This window comes from Micromonospora sp. DH13, from assembly GCF_020873825.1.
Classification (GTDB): Bacteria; Actinomycetota; Actinomycetes; order Mycobacteriales; family Micromonosporaceae; genus Micromonospora; species Micromonospora haikouensis.
Genome location: NZ_JAHWGR010000007.1, coordinates 198,017 through 212,448, shown reverse-complemented (window position 1 = coordinate 212,448; position 14,432 = coordinate 198,017). Strand labels below are relative to the sequence as shown.

At 75.1% G+C, this 14,432-nt stretch carries 13 protein-coding genes; 7 read left to right on the top strand and 6 right to left on the bottom strand.

Annotated elements, in window-relative coordinates; genetic code table 11:
* Nucleotides 1-13: 13 nt before the first annotated feature.
* Nucleotides 14-730, top strand: a complete 717-nt coding sequence (locus LPA42_RS09865; protein ID WP_077935778.1) for a futalosine hydrolase — start codon at nucleotides 14-16, stop codon at nucleotides 728-730.
* Here LPA42_RS09865 and LPA42_RS09860 read toward each other — a convergent pair.
* Nucleotides 727-1,668: a GNAT family N-acetyltransferase gene (locus tag LPA42_RS09860; protein ID WP_077935774.1), complete on the bottom strand. Its 942-nt coding sequence runs from the start codon at nucleotides 1,666-1,668 to the stop codon at nucleotides 727-729. The two genes, LPA42_RS09865 and LPA42_RS09860, sit on opposite strands and share 4 nt — an antisense overlap.
* A 734-nt stretch (nucleotides 1,669-2,402) precedes the next feature.
* Here LPA42_RS09860 and LPA42_RS09855 point away from each other — a divergent pair.
* On the top strand, nucleotides 2,403-3,317 hold the full coding sequence (locus LPA42_RS09855) for a 1,4-dihydroxy-6-naphthoate synthase (protein ID WP_077935773.1): 915 nt from the start codon (nucleotides 2,403-2,405) through the stop codon (nucleotides 3,315-3,317).
* Here LPA42_RS09855 and LPA42_RS09850 read toward each other — a convergent pair.
* Nucleotides 3,278-3,664 (bottom strand): cold-shock protein, encoded by a 387-nt coding sequence (locus LPA42_RS09850; protein WP_007074225.1) that lies wholly within the window; start codon nucleotides 3,662-3,664, stop codon nucleotides 3,278-3,280. The two genes, LPA42_RS09855 and LPA42_RS09850, sit on opposite strands and share 40 nt — an antisense overlap.
* 28 nt (nucleotides 3,665-3,692) lie before the next feature.
* Complete coding sequence (locus LPA42_RS09845; protein WP_077935772.1) at nucleotides 3,693-4,316, bottom strand: HAD family hydrolase; 624 nt, start codon at nucleotides 4,314-4,316, stop codon at nucleotides 3,693-3,695.
* Nucleotides 4,317-4,398: 82 nt separating this feature from the next.
* Between LPA42_RS09845 and LPA42_RS09840 the strand changes: the two genes are divergently transcribed.
* Nucleotides 4,399-6,855, top strand: coding sequence for a helicase-associated domain-containing protein (locus LPA42_RS09840; RefSeq protein WP_077935771.1), 2,457 nt, complete (start codon nucleotides 4,399-4,401; stop codon nucleotides 6,853-6,855).
* A gap of 42 nt (nucleotides 6,856-6,897) precedes the next feature.
* Here the strand turns inward: LPA42_RS09840 and LPA42_RS09835 are convergent, their stop codons facing one another.
* Nucleotides 6,898-7,116, bottom strand: coding sequence for a hypothetical protein (locus LPA42_RS09835; RefSeq protein WP_077935770.1), 219 nt, complete (start codon nucleotides 7,114-7,116; stop codon nucleotides 6,898-6,900).
* Nucleotides 7,113-7,982, bottom strand: coding sequence for a L,D-transpeptidase family protein (locus tag LPA42_RS09830; RefSeq protein ID WP_077935769.1), 870 nt, complete (start codon nucleotides 7,980-7,982; stop codon nucleotides 7,113-7,115). The genes LPA42_RS09835 and LPA42_RS09830 overlap by 4 nt, the downstream gene beginning before the upstream one ends.
* Nucleotides 7,983-8,157: 175 nt before the next feature.
* On the opposite strand from LPA42_RS09830, the gene LPA42_RS09825 reads away from it, so the two are divergent.
* Nucleotides 8,158-9,837 (top strand): DNA repair helicase XPB, encoded by a 1,680-nt coding sequence (locus LPA42_RS09825; protein WP_077935768.1) that lies wholly within the window; start codon nucleotides 8,158-8,160, stop codon nucleotides 9,835-9,837.
* Nucleotides 9,838-9,853: 16 nt separating this feature from the next.
* Here the strand turns inward: LPA42_RS09825 and LPA42_RS09820 are convergent, their stop codons facing one another.
* Complete coding sequence (locus tag LPA42_RS09820; protein ID WP_077935767.1) at nucleotides 9,854-10,783, bottom strand: RNA polymerase sigma-70 factor; 930 nt, start codon at nucleotides 10,781-10,783, stop codon at nucleotides 9,854-9,856.
* A 214-nt stretch (nucleotides 10,784-10,997) separates the two neighbouring features.
* Between LPA42_RS09820 and LPA42_RS09815 the strand changes: the two genes are divergently transcribed.
* The 3 genes from LPA42_RS09815 (at nucleotide 10,998) to LPA42_RS09805 (ending at nucleotide 14,351) form a co-directional block, all read left to right on the top strand.
* Complete coding sequence (locus LPA42_RS09815) at nucleotides 10,998-11,483, top strand: carboxymuconolactone decarboxylase family protein (RefSeq protein WP_077935766.1); 486 nt, start codon at nucleotides 10,998-11,000, stop codon at nucleotides 11,481-11,483.
* A 97-nt stretch (nucleotides 11,484-11,580) separates the two neighbouring features.
* Nucleotides 11,581-11,877, top strand: coding sequence for a hypothetical protein (locus LPA42_RS09810; protein ID WP_074475262.1), 297 nt, complete (start codon nucleotides 11,581-11,583; stop codon nucleotides 11,875-11,877).
* Between the two features lie 137 nt (nucleotides 11,878-12,014).
* Nucleotides 12,015-14,351, top strand: coding sequence for an esterase-like activity of phytase family protein (locus LPA42_RS09805; protein ID WP_077935777.1), 2,337 nt, complete (start codon nucleotides 12,015-12,017; stop codon nucleotides 14,349-14,351).
* The last annotated feature ends 81 nt before the right edge of the window (nucleotides 14,352-14,432 follow it).

The following is a 14,432-nucleotide window of genomic DNA, read 5'->3' as shown; positions in this document are numbered from 1 at the left end:
CGGCGAGGCCGGCCTGCTCGGCGAGGCCGGCCTGCTCGTGGTGACGGCGGTGCCGGCCGAGGCCGAGGCGATCCGCGCCGGCCTTTCCGCCGCTTCGCCCGGGCCCACCCCGCCCGCGGCTGCGCCGGCCGGGACCTCGCCGACCGCCGCCGGGGTGACCGTGGTGCCCGTGGGGGTGGGTCCGGCCGTCGCCGGGGCGGCCACCGCCCGGCTGCTGGCGCTCGCGGAGGCCGCCGGCCGCCCGTACCGGGCCGTGGTCAGCGCGGGCATCGCCGGTGGCTTCGTCGGCCGGGCGGCCGTGGGCGCGACGGTGCTGGCGAGCCGCAGCGTCGCCGCCGACCTCGGTGCCGAGTCGCCGACGGGCTTCATCCCGGTGGACCAGCTCGGCATGCCCCCCGAGCTGCTCGGCGCCGGCACCGCCGTGCCCGCCGACCCGGGCCTGCTGGCCGCCCTGCGCGCGGCCCTGCCGGCGGCGACGGTCGGCGCGGTGCTCACCGTCAGCACGGTCACCGGCACCGCCGCCGGCACCGCCGCGCTCGCCGACCGGCACCCCGACGCGGTGGCCGAGGCCATGGAGGGGTACGGCGTGGCGGTCGCCGCCGCCCAGGCCGGCGTGCCCTTCGCCGAGCTGCGCACCGTCTCCAACCCGATCGGCCCCCGGGACCGCAGCGCGTGGCGGATGCGCGAGGCGTTCGCCGCCCTCACGGCGGCCGCGGCGGCGCTGGGCTAGGGCTGGAGCGGCGCTGGGCCAGGGAGCAGCGCAGCACCGAGCCACGCACGGTCGAGGCGCATCGCGTAGTGCCCCCGCCCCTCGATCCGGTATCCACAGGCGAGCAGCAGGTCGACACCGCCGAAGTCCGCGACGGCGTGGGCGACCCGGACCCCGGCCCGCTCCATCTCCGCAGTCAACGCCGCCACCAGCCGCCGCCCGATCCCCAGCAGCCGGCACGGCCCGGCCACCAGCACGCCGTCCAGCACGATCTCCCGCTCACCGGCGTCGATCAGGTCGCCGTACAGCAACCGGGGATCGCGCTCGTGGGCGCGCAGCTCCCCGACCAGGCGGCCGTCGGGCAACTCCGCCACGAACCGCCAACACGTCCCGGGCAGCCCGTCGTCGGTGACCCGGCGCACAGTCACCTCGCGGCGGATCCGCTCGCCCCACCGACGGCGGTCCCGACGCTCGCGGCTCAGCTCGTACGTCGCCGCGGGCAACCGCCGCGGCCAGTGCTGCGGCGGAAGGTTCCACCACCCCGCCCACCAGGCACCCGGCCAGTCCTTCGGGCCATGCACCTCCCAGGCGTCCAGGTGCGCCGGGTACCGCCGCCCCGCCTCGTCCCGCAGCCCGTCGTGCGGCACCCCGGGCACCGGCACCACCTCCGGCACCCGGTCGTCGCCGGGCTGAACGCAGGTGCGGTCGCCGGGCTGGTCGCAGGTGTGGTCGCTGGCCTGATCGCCGGGTATCCCGATCGCCACCCGCCCGCCGGCCGCCCGCACCAGCCGCTCGACCGTCCGGAACCGGACGTCCCCGGAGCGGCCCGACTCGATCCGCGCCAACGTCGCCTGTGGCACCCCGGCGAGGTCCGCCAGCTCACGCTGGCTCAGATCCGCGCGGCGACGCAATGCCCGAAGCGATCCGCCCAGATCGACCCGGTCCGCTGTCTCTGCCATGCCTCAATGCTGTCGCCCACCCCCGCCGGTCATCAACAACCCCCGCCAGGCTGTGGACAACCTGTGGATAACTCCACTCGCTGTTGAGGACCGATACTGCGTGCCGCTCGCTAGGGAGCTGAGTCACCTACGACATCAGGGACCGGAGCACGACACCAGAGCCACCTGCCAGGCACAGGCCAGGGGGCGGCGCGAGGCGAGGCGGCACGGCAGGCCCAGGAGACAGCACGAGGCGAGGCGGCACGGCGGACCCAGGAGACAGCATGAGGCGAGGCGGCGTGGCGGGGTCGCAAGACAGCGCGAGGCGAGGCGGCACGGCGGGGTCGCAGGACAGCGCGGGGCGTGGCGACGCGGCCGGAAGGCCGGAAGGCGGCGCGCAGCGAAGGAGGCCGGCAGGACGATTCCCGGCATGTCGGGAACCGCCCTTCCCGGACCGGCTGCCCGGGACCAGCCTGCCTGGGGACCAGCCTGCCTGGGGACCAGCCTGCCTGGGGACCAGCCTGCCCGGACCAACCTGCCCGAGACCAGCCTGCCCGGCAACAGCCCGCCCGGGGACCAGCCTGTTCGGGGCCGGCCTGTTCGCTGAGTCATCCACGACATCAGCTCCCTAGCCGGCGGAAGAAGTACCCGAGGTCCGCCGGCACCGTCGCCGCACGGCAGAACCGTCGCCGCACGGCAGGCGCCCGCACCGAGCGGGTGGCGGGCCAGAAGGGGGGCGGGGATACGGTGGGGGCGTGGCGCTCACCCTGGCGATCTCGCCCTGCCCCAATGACACGTTCGTCTTCGACGCCCTGGTGCACGGCCGGGTGCCCGGCGCGCCGCCGGTCGAGGTGACCTACGCGGACGTGGACGTCACGAACACCGCTGCCGGGCGGGGCGCGTTCGACCTGGTGAAGGTGAGCTACGCGGCGCTGCCGTGGCTGCTGGACGACTACCACCTGCTGCCCTGCGGGGGCGCGCTCGGCCGGGGCTGCGGGCCGCTGGTGCTGACCCGCCCCGACCGGGCCATCAGCGGGCAGACCGGCGACGGGCAGACCGACACTGCACGGGTCGGCAACGCGCAGCCCGACAGCGCCGACCTGAGCGGGGCGACGGTGGCGGTGCCCGGGGACCGCACCACGGCGTACCTGCTGTTCCGGCTCTGGTCGGCCGAGCGCCCGCCGGCGCGGATCGAGGTGGTCCCGTTCCACGAGATCATGCCGGCGGTGGCGGCCGGCCGGTACGACGCCGGGCTGGTGATCCACGAGGCCCGCTTCACCTACCAGCGGCACGGGCTGACCGCCCTGGTCGACCTCGGTGAGTGGTGGGAGGGCGACACGGGGCTGCCGATCCCGCTCGGCGCGATCCTGGCCCGCCGGGGCGCGGTCGACCCGGTCGAGGCGGCCGGCTGGATCCGCGAGTCCGTACGCCAGGCGTGGGCCGACCCGGAGGCCAGCCGGCCGTACGTGCTCTCCCACGCGCAGGAGATGGAGCCCGACGTGGTGGACCGGCACATCGCCCTCTACGTCAACGAGTTCACCGCAGACCTGGGGGACGCGGGGTTCGCCGCCGTGGAGGCGCTGCTGGGCCGGGCCGCCGACGCCGGGCTCGTGCCCCGGGCCGCCGGCCCTCAGACCTCCAGCTCGCGCGCCACCGCGTGGACCAGCTGAGCGATCTTCTGCGCCGTCTTCTTGTCGGGGAACCGCCCCCGCCGCAGGTCCGGCTGGACCTTCGCCTCCAGCACCTTGATCATGTCTTCCACGAGGCCGTGCAGCTCCTCCGCCGGCCGGCGGCGCAGCTCCGCCACCGACGGCGGGGCCTCCAGCAGCTTGACCCCCATCGCCTGGGCGCCCCGGCGGCTGTCCACCACGCTGAAGTCGACCCGCTGACCACCCTTGAGGTCGGTGACACCCGCCGGCAGCGCGCCCTTCGGCAGGAACACGTCGCCACCCTCGTCGCTGGTGACGAACCCGTATCCCTTGGCCGCGTCATACCACTTCACTCGACCCGTCGGCACCTGAGAACCCCTGCTTCACTTGAGACGTCTACTGCTCCAAGGCTAGCCGGATCATGGTGGCGAGCGCCGCCGGGAATCCGGTGAGGTCGGCCAGGACCAGGCTGGCCCCGGCCGAGCGCAGCTCGTCGGCCGAGCAGGGGCCCGTGGCGACCGCCACGCCCGGCACACCCGCCGCCCCGGCGGCGACCATGTCAGCGGTGTGGTCGCCGACGTACAGGGTCGCGCCGTGCGCGCGCAGCGCCGTCGCCTTCTCCTCGGCGAACAGGTCGCCGGCCAGCTCGTCGACGGCCAGCCCGAGGTGGTCCAGGTGCAGCCGGGCCAGCCGGCCCAGCTTCGAGGTGACGACCACGACCCGGCCGCCGTGGGCGTGCACGGCCTCGATGGCCGCGACCGCGCCGGGCATCGGCAGGGTCGGGGTGATCGCGTACGCCGGATACAGCTCGCGGTACGCCTCGACGGCCGACTCGACCTGCTCGGGCGGGAACCAGCGGGCGATCTCCACCCGCAGCGGCGGACCGAGCCGGGACACCGCCGCGTCGGCGTCCACGGGCACGCCGGTGCGCGCCGTCAGCGCCCGGTACGCCGCGGCGATGCCGGGACGCGAGTCGACGAGGGTCATGTCGAGGTCGAAACCGACGGTGAGCGGGGGCATGCCGAGAACCTACCCGGCCGGCGGGTCCAGCCGGACGTCCGAGGGGCGCGCGGGCCCCGTCCCGGGCTAGCGTGGAACGACGATGACGACCTCACTCGCCGACCACCTGCGGACGCTGCCCGACGAGTCCCTGGCCGCCCTGCTCCAGCTGCGGCCGGACCTCGTCGTGCCCGTGCCGGCCGACGTGTCCGCGCTCGCCGTCCGGGCCCAGTCCCGGGTCTCGGTGGCCCGGGCGCTGGACGGGCTGGACCAGTTCACCCTCCAGATCCTCGACGCCGCCCGGCTCACCCGGGACCCGGACGACGGCACCACCTCCACCGAGGCCGTCCTCGCCATGGCCACCGCCGGCCCGCGCCCGCCCGCCCCGGCCACCATCCGGGGCGCGGTGCACAAGCTGCGGGCGCTGTTCCTGCTGTACGGGCCCGAGCACGCCCTGCGCGTGGTCGACGGCGTCGACGAGGTCGCCCCGTACCCGGCGGGGCTGGGCCGACCCGCGACGGAGCTGGACGCGCGCACGGCGGCCCTCTGCGCGGACCCGGCGAAGCTGCGTCGCACGCTGCTGGCCGCGCCCCCGTCGGCGCGGGCGATCCTGGACCGGCTCGCCGCCGGCCCGCCGGTGGGCAGCGTGCCCCCGGGCGCGCTCCAGGCCCCGCCGCTCGGGGCGGAGGACAGCGTCCCGCCGGACCCGACCAACGGCGGCGCGCCCACCGGTTCGCCGGTGCGCTGGCTGGTCGACAGCCGGCTGCTGGTGGCGGTGTCCGCCGGCACGGTGGAGCTGCCCCGCGAGGTCGGCCTGCTGCTGCGCCGCGACAGCGGCCCCCTGGGGCCGCTGCGCACCAGCCCACCGCCGGTGGCCGCCGTCGCGCGCGAGGCGAAGGCCGTCGACTCGGCCGGGGCCGGGCAGACCATGGAGGTGGTACGCCACACCGAGGCGCTGCTGGAGCTGCTCTCCGCCGAGCCGGCTCCCGTGCTGCGCTCCGGCGGGATCGGGGTGCGTGACCTGCGCCGGCTGGCGAAGGCCCTCGCCCTGGACGAGGCGACGACCGCCCTCCTGCTGGAGGTGGCGTACGCGGCGGGGCTGGCCGGCGAGCTGGAGCTGTCCGGGGCGACGACCACCCGGTACGGCGCCGACCAGCAGGTCCTGCCCACCGGCGGATACGAGGTGTGGCGGGCCATGTCGCTGGCCCGGCGCTGGGAGCAGCTGGCCCGGGCGTGGCTGCTGATGACCCGCCAGGTGGGCCTCGTCGGGCAGCGCGACGACCGGGACCGCCCGATCGGCGCGCTCTCGCCCGAGGCGGAACGGGCCGGGGCGCCCGCCGCCCGCCGGGCCGTGCTGGCGGTGCTGGCCGACCTGGAGCCGGCCGTCGCGCCCACCCCGGAGGAGGTGCTGGAGCTGCTCGACTGGCGGGCGCCCCGGCGTAGTCGGGGCCGGGAGGCCCCGCACCGGGAGGCCCTGGTCGAGGCGGCGCGGCTGGGCGTGACGGGGCTGGGGGCGCTCACCTCGTACGGGCGGCTGCTGCTGGCCGACGTGGCCGAGGCCGACGAGCGGGGCGGGGACGACCCGCTGGGGTTGCGCGCCGACGCCGAGGACGCGTCCACGGCCGTGCGGGCGCTGGACGGGCTGCTGCCCGCGCCGGTCGACCACTTCCTGGTGCAGGCCGACCTGACGGTGGTGGTGCCCGGCCCGCCCGACCCGGCGCTCGCCGGCGAGCTGGAGGTGGTGGCCGAGCACGAGTCGGCGGGCGGGGCGAGCGTGCACCGGGTCACCACCGCCAGCGTGCGCCGGGCCCTGGACGCCGGCTACTCGGCCGACGACCTGCACGACCTGTTCCGCCGCCGGTCCCGCACACCCGTGCCGCAGGGGCTGACGTACCTGGTGGACGACGTCGCGCGCAAGCACGGCGGGCTGCGGGTCGGCTCCGCCGGGGGGTACGTGCGCAGCGACGACGAGGCGCTGCTGGCGGAGGTGCTCGCCGACCGGCGGCTGGAGGCGCTGGCGTTCCGGCGGCTGGCCCCGACGGTGCTGGTCACCCCGTACCAGGTGAACCGGATGCTGTTGGCGTTGCGCGACGCCGGGTACGCCCCGGTGCCCGAGGACGCGTCGGGGGCGGCGGTGCTGTCGCGGCCGAGGACCCGGCGGGCCCCGGGGCGGGCCCCGGTGGGCCGGACGGTGGACCCGTTGGCGTCGCCGAAGCTGGCCCTGCCCCGGCTGCTCGGGGTGGTGGAGCAGATCCGGCGGGGCGAGGCGGCGGCGCGGGCGGCCCGGCGGGCCCCGGCGGTGGTACGCGGCACGGCGGCGCGCACCGGCCCGGCCCCGGTGCACGGTCACTCCGACGCCCTGGCGGTGCTGCAGCAGGCGGTGCGGGACAAGGCGCTGGTCTGGGTGGGTTACGTCGACGCGCACGGGGCGACCGCGTCGCGGCTGGTCCGGCCGGTGTCGATCGGGGCGGGCTACCTGCGCGCCGAGGACGAGCGCACGGAGATGCTGCACACGTTCGCGCTGCACCGGATCACCGCGGCGGTGCTGGAGGGCTCCTGAGCCGCCCGGCCGCCGGGTCGGGCGTCACCGTCGACGGGGGCGTCAGCGGCGGCTGCGGCGCACGGTGCCGACCACGGAGACGGCCAGCAGCAGGGCGAACCCGGCCCCGGCGGACTCGCCGACGGAGGCGACGAAGCCCTGCCGCTGGACGAGCCAGCCATAGAGGAACCAGCCGACGAGGAGCACGGCGGCGGTCGCGTACGCGAGCAGCGTCGCCGCCGAGACCTCGCCGGCCGGCGCGGGTTCGTCGTCGGCGGTCACGTGCCGGGCCGGCGGCCGAAGAGGACGACCCGGCTGCCGACCTTGCCCAGCTCCCAGGCGCGGAGGGCGTCGGCGGGGAGGAGGTTGACGCAGCCGTGCGAACCGATCGACTTGTCGTGCAGGTAGGTGGTGGTCTGGTGGTAGCCCATGCCCTGGGTGAAGTGCTGCCAGTAGGGCAGCCACACCTCGTACGGGTCGGACCACTCCTTGATGTTGCGGTAGTTGATGGTGAACGTGCCGGCGGGGGTGGCGTAGCCCTTCATGCCGGTGCGGGTCACCGTCGGGCCCCACACCACCTTGCCGCCGCGCAGCGCCCACGTGGTCTGGCGGGTCAGGTCGATGCAGAACGTGGTGCCGGAGGAGGCGGCCTTGCAGCGCTTCGTGTCGGTGGTGGCGAGGCGCTTCGCCACGTCGTACGTGGTGGGGCCGGCGCGACCGGCGGCGGGGCGGATGTCGTACCGCTGCTGGAACTTCTTGATGGCGGCGCAGTCGGCGGCGGACTGGCGGCCGTCGACGGTCACCCGCCCGAAGCCGCCCAGCCGGGCGAGGTAGGTCTCCACCTCGCGCTGGTGCTCGCCCAGCGGGCACCCGGCCGGCGTCGGCTCCGGCGCGGGCTTCGCCTTCGTCGGGGTGGGCTTCGGCTTCGGCTTGGCCTTCGTGCGGGTGGGCTTCGGTTCCGGCCGGGTCCGCTGGTCGGAGCCGGACGAACCGCCCGCCCCCGTTTCCCGTTCCGCCGAGCCGGCCTGGGCGAGCCCTCCTCCACGGCCACCCGGGTCGGCCTGGCGTTCGGGCGTGCACGCACCGACGCCGACCAGCGTGACCACGGCCAGGGCGACGACCCGGGCGCTGAAGCGAACCTGTCTCATGAGGCCTCCCCGGGTCGGTCGTCCCACTGCCTAGACGCCGGACGTACCGGAATGGTTGCACCTGGTGTCCGAATTTTCGGCCCCATTCGGGCTTCGTGCAACACTGGTTGGTCGGCCCGGGGTGGGTAGCCGCCCGGCGGGGGCCCGTTGACCAGGCCAAAGAGAGGACGCCGGCGTGAGCGGTGGACCACTGATCGTGCAGTCGGACAAGACGCTGCTGCTGGAGATCGACCACCCCGACGCCCAGTCCTGCCGGATGGCGATCGCCCCGTTCGCCGAGCTGGAACGCTCGCCGGAGCACGTGCACACGTACCGGCTGACCCCGCTGGGCCTGTGGAACGCCCGCGCCGCCGGCCACGACGCCGAGGCCGTGGTGGACGCGCTGCTGAAGTACAGCCGCTACCCGGTGCCGCACGCGCTGCTGGTCGACGTGGCCGAGACGATGGACCGGTACGGCCGGCTCCAGCTCGCCAACGACCCGGCGCACGGCCTGGTGCTGCGCGCCCTGGACCGGTTGGTGCTGATCGAGGTCGCCAAGAGCAAAAAGCTGGCCGGGATGCTCGGCGCGAAGCTCGACGACGACACGATCGCGGTGCACCCGTCGGAACGGGGGCGGCTCAAGCAGGCGCTGCTGAAGCTGGGCTGGCCGGCGGAGGACCTCGCCGGGTACGTCGACGGCGAGGCGCACCCCATCGAGCTGGCCGAGGGCGGCAAGGACGGCGGGAAGCCGTTCACGCTGCGGTCGTACCAGCGGGAGGCCGTGGAGGCGTTCTGGGCCGGCGGGTCCGGCGTGGTGGTGCTGCCCTGCGGCGCCGGCAAGACCCTCGTCGGGGCGGCGGCCATGGCCGAGGCGAAGGCCACCACCCTGATCCTGGTCACCAACACGGTCGCCGGCCGGCAGTGGAAGCGGGAGCTGATCGCCCGCACCTCGCTGACGGAGGAGGAGATCGGCGAATACTCGGGTGAGCGCAAGGAGATCCGGCCGGTCACCATCGCCACGTACCAGGTGCTCACCTCGCGGCGCGGCGGCGCGTTCACCCACCTGGACCTGTTCGGCGCGCGCGACTGGGGCCTGGTCGTCTACGACGAGGTGCACCTGCTGCCCGCGCCGATCTTCCGGTTCACGGCGGACCTCCAGGCCCGCCGCCGCCTGGGCCTCACCGCGACCCTGGTCCGCGAGGACGGCCGGGAGGGCGACGTGTTCAGCCTGATCGGCCCCAAACGGTACGACGCGCCGTGGAAGGACATCGAGCAGCAGGGCTGGATCGCCCCGGCGCAGTGCACCGAGGTGCGGGTGACCCTCACCGACGCGGAGCGGATGTCGTACGCGACGGCGGAGGCGGAGGAGCGCTACCGGATGGCGGCGACCGCCCGCACGAAGCTGCCGGTGGTGCGGGCGCTGGTCGACCGGCACCCGGACGAGCAGGTGCTCGTCATCGGCGGGTACATCGACCAGCTGCACCAGCTCGGCGAATACCTGGACGCGCCGATCGTGCAGGGGTCCACCACGAACAAGGAGCGGGAACGGCTGTTCGACGCGTTCCGGTCGGGCGAGGTGCGCACGCTGGTGATCTCGAAGGTCGGCAACTTCTCGATCGACCTGCCGGAGGCGGCGGTGGCGATCCAGGTGTCGGGCACGTTCGGGTCGCGGCAGGAGGAGGCGCAGCGGCTGGGTCGGGTGCTGCGGCCGAAGGCCGACGGGCGGCAGGCGCACTTCTACACGGTCGTCTCCCGGGACACGATCGACACCGAGTACGCGGCGCACCGGCAGCGCTTCCTGGCGGAGCAGGGCTACGCGTACACGATCGTGGACGCCGACGACGTCCTGGGCCCGCCGCTGCCCAGCGTGGACTGACGCCCGCGCGACCGGCTCAACGGCTCAGCCTGGTCTCCTTCGTCATGTGCGACAGCTTCTCCGGATTGCGTACGGCGTAGAGCCCGCCGATGCGACCGTCGTCGACGTGCACGGCCAGCACGGTGTCGAGTTCCCCGTCGAGCCGGATGACGAGCGCCGGGTTGCCGTTGACCTGCGTCGGCAGCAGCGACGTGACACCTGGCACCCTGCCCCACCCGCCGGCGAGCAGGCGGGCCACCTTGTCGGCGCCCACGACGGGCCGCAGGACGGCCTGCTTGACGCCGCCGCCGTCGCCGAGCAGGACGACGTCCGGGGCGAGCAGGTCGAGCAGGCGCTGGAGGTCGCCGGTTTCGACCGCCCGCCGGAACGCGTCGAGCACGGTGCGGGTCTCGGCCGCCGGCACGACCCGGCGCGGGCGGCGCGCCGCCACGTGCGCCCGGGCCCGGTGCGCGATCTGCCGGACCGCGGCGGGGCTCTTGTCGACGGCTTCGGCGATCTCGTCGTACCCGAGGTCGAACACCTCGCGCAGCACGAACACCGCCCGTTCGGTCGGCCCGAGGGTCTCCAGCACCAGCAGCATCGCCATCGACACGCTGTCGGCGAGCGCGACGTCGTCGGCCACGTCGGGCGCGGTGAGCAGCGGTTCGGGCAGCCAGGGGCCGACGTAGGACTCCCGGCGGCGGCCGAGCGCACGCAGCCGGGTGAGCGCCTGGCGGGTGGCGATCCGGACCAGGTAGGCGCGCTGGTCCCGCACCGCACCCAGGTCGACGCCCGCCCACCGCAGCCACGTCTCCTGCAGGACGTCCTCCGCGTCGGCGGCCGAGCCGAGCAGCTCGTACGCGACGGTGAACAGCAGGTTCCGGTGGGCGAGGAACGCCTCGGTGGCCGGGTCCGGCGAGCCGGCGCCCCGGCCGGCGTCGGCTGCGGTCTGCGGTGTGCCCGCCATGGTCGGCCCCCGTTCGTTCTCGGCTGCGTCGGTTCGTTTTCGGCTGGTCGCCCATCAGACGCCGGTCCCCGCCGACGTGTGACACCTCCGCCTGTGGCGATCGTCACCCGACCCCGGCCGTCACGGGGAGCCGGGCGCCGGCATCTCGTGTTCGTCCCCTCTCCGGGGCGACGACTCTCCGGGGCGACGAGCGAACGAGCGAAGGACGGAAGCCATGGACACCCGATTCGACCTGTTCAGCAACGAGCTGGCCACGAGGTTCGCCAAGCGGTTCGCCAACGCCGGCATGGTGATCCACCAGTCGCCGCTGCCGAAGGCCACGCAGGAGCTGGTGTCGCTGCGGGCCAGCCAGATCAACGGCTGCGGCTGGTGCATCGACATGCACACCAAGGAGGCGGCCGCCGCCGGCGAGAGTCAGGTCCGGCTGCACCTGGTCGCCGCCTGGCGCGAGTCGACGGTCTTCACGGAGGCGGAGCGGGCCGCGCTGGCGCTAGCCGAGGAGGGCAGCCGGCTCGCCGACGCCCACCAGGGCGTGTCCGACGAGACCTGGGCCCGGGTGCGCAAGCACTACGACGACGACCAGATCGCCGCGCTGGTCTGCCTGGTCGCCCTGATCAACGCTGCCAACCGGCTGGCCGTGATCGTGCACCAGCGGGGCGGCTCCTATCAGCCCGGCATGTTCGCCGCCGCCCTCGACTGACGCCAACCTGACCGAGTCGTCCTGCACGGGCACCCCGACGTCCGTCCACAGTGGCACAATCGGGGACCGTCACCGACACCCGCCGGAAGGGACCCGAGTGAAGCGCCGAATCCTGTCCGCACTGACGGTCGCCACCGTCGCTCTCGCCGGCTCCGCCGTGGCCCCCACGGCCGCCTCGGCGAGCGACGCGTGGGGCATCGTCTGCAACCTCACGCAGAACACCTGGCTGCGGGCCGCCCCGCACGCCCAGGTCCTGCGCACCCTGACCGCCGGGCGGGGCTTCCGCTGGCACGGCCAGGTGTGGGCGGAGGACGACGACGTCTGGATCTACGGCCACGGCGCCGAGGACCCGGCGATCGACGGCTGGGTCCCGGGCGGCAACACCACCTGCTGACGCCCCACCCCGCTCACCGGTCGTGGCCCCCCACGCAGGGCCTGGCCTGAGGTTGTTCGCCCGCCGTTCACGGCCGGGCCAGCTCCCGCTCGGCCCTGCGTGCCAGCCTCCGTCGCAGCGACATGACGGAGGACGACGTGACACCGAAACGCATTCTCACCCCGACGGCCGGCATCGCCGCCGCCGCGCTGGCCATCGCCGGCACGCTGGCCGTCACCGGCACGGCCGCCGCCGGCCCCGCTGACGCCGGCCGGCACCACCCCGCCGGGGGCCCCACCTTCGACCGCACCGCCACCTACCCCGTGTTCCAGAACCGGCCGGCCGGCGAGGACCCGGCGACGGAGACGGTCGCCGAGATCTCGGCGGTCAGCCCCGACGGCCGCACCCTGGTCTACACCGACGCGGCGGCCCGCCGGATCGGCTTCCTCGACATCTCCCGCCCGGACCGGCCGCGCGGGCTCGGCACGCTCTCCCTCGCCCAGCTCGGTGACGCCGAGGACGAGCCCACCTCGGTGGCGGTCCTCGGCCGGTACGTCCTGGTCGTCGTCAACACCAGCGCCAGCTACACCGCCCCCTCCGGCCGCCTCGACGTCATCGAGCTGGCCACCCGCCAGCGGGTCCGCAGCATCGACCTCGGCGGCCAGCCGGACTCGATCGCCATCAGCCACGACCAGCGGTACGCGGCGATCGCCATCGAGAACGAGCGCGACGAGGACGCCACCCCGCCCGGCCGCAAGAAGGGCGACCTGCCCCAGGCCCCCGCCGGCTTCGTGCAGATCCTCGACCTCGACGGCAGGTCGACGCCGCAGCGGTGGAAGCTGCGGACCGTGCCGCTGACCGCCGCCGACGGGCAGGCCCTGCCCGCGCTGGCCGCCGCCGGGATCACCGAGCCCACCGACCCGGAACCCGAGTACGTCTCGATCAACCGGCACAACCAGCTCGCGGTCACCCTGCAGGAGAACAACGGCGTCGTCCTGGTGGACCTGCCCACCGGCCGGGTCACCGGAGCCTTCAGCGCCGGCACGGCCACGGTCAGCGGCATCGACACCGTGAAGGACGGCCGGATCGACCTGACCGGCTCGATCACCGACGTGCCCCGCGAGCCCGACGCCGTCGCCTGGGTGGACGACCGCTACCTGGCCACCGCCAACGAGGGCGACTGGCGGGGCGGCACCCGCGGCTGGTCCGTCTTCGACAGCCGCACCGGCCAGGTGGCCTGGGACGCCGGCAACACCTTCGAGCGGCTCGCCGTCCGCCACGGCCTGCACAACGAGGACCGGGCCGCGAAGAAGGGCACCGAGCCGGAGGGCGTGGCGATCGCCGAGTACGGCGGCGTGCGGTACGCGTTCGTCGGCTCGGAGCGGAGCAACTTCGTCGCCGTCTACGACCTCAGCCGGCCCACCGCCCCGGTCTTCCGGCAGGTCCTGCCCACCACCAACGGCCCGGAAGGGCTGCTGCCGATCCCGTCGCGGGGGCTGCTCGCGGTCTCCAGCGAGGCCGATGACGCCGACGCGGGCGTACGCGCCTCCGTGTCGCTCTACCGGCTGGGCGGTGGCACCCCCGGCTTCCCGAGCCTCGTGTCGGCCGACGACGCGCAGGGCGCACCGATCGGCTGGGGGGCGCTCGGTGCCCTCTCCGCCGCGCCGGGCAAGCCGCAGCAGCTCTACAGCGTCACCGACGCGGCGTACACCCCGACCCGGATCTTCACGGTCGACGCCGGCCGATCCCCGGCGGTGATCACCGACTCCCTGCCCGTGACCGACGCCGACGGCAACCCGGCCGCCTACGACGCGGAGGGGATCTTCGCCCGCCCGCAGGGCGGCTTCTGGCTCGCGGTCGAGGGCGCCAAGGGCGCGGAGAACAAGCTGGTCCGGCTCGACGCCGATGGGCGGACCCGGCAGACCGTGCCCCTGCCGGCGGAGGTCGCCGCCGGGCTCGGCAAGCAGGGCTTCGAGGGGGTCGCCGCCGGCACCGACCGGCACGGCCGGGAGATCGTCTGGGCGGTGCTCCAGCGCGAGGTGTCCACCGACCCGGCGGGCGTCGCCCGCATCGGCCGGTACGACGTGACCGCCGGGACGTGGAGCTGGTTCGGCTACCGGCTGGAGTCCACCGCCGTCGCCGGCGACTGGATCGGGCTGTCCGAGGTGACCGTGGTCGGAAACCGGCTCGCCATCATCGAACGGGACAAGCTGAACGGCCCGGCCGCCGCGCTCAAGCGCGTCTACACCGTGCCGATGCCCGCCGGCCCCGCCGAGCCGGGCCCGCTGGCGGTGCTGCCGAAGACGCTCGCCGTCGACGTGCTGCCGGCGCTGCGCGCCACCAACGGCTGGACCCAGGAGAAGCTGGAGGGCCTGACCGTCGCCGGCAACGGCCAGGTGTACGCGATCACCGACAACGACGGCGTCCAGGACGCCACGGGCGAGACGGTCCTGCTCCGGCTCAGCCCCGCCGCGAAGGTCTTCGGCCGCCGCTGACGCCCCGCTCCTCTGCTCGAATGCCGGGCAGGTGGCGGTATCCCGCCGCTCGGATACCCCCACCTGCCCGGCATGGCGTCG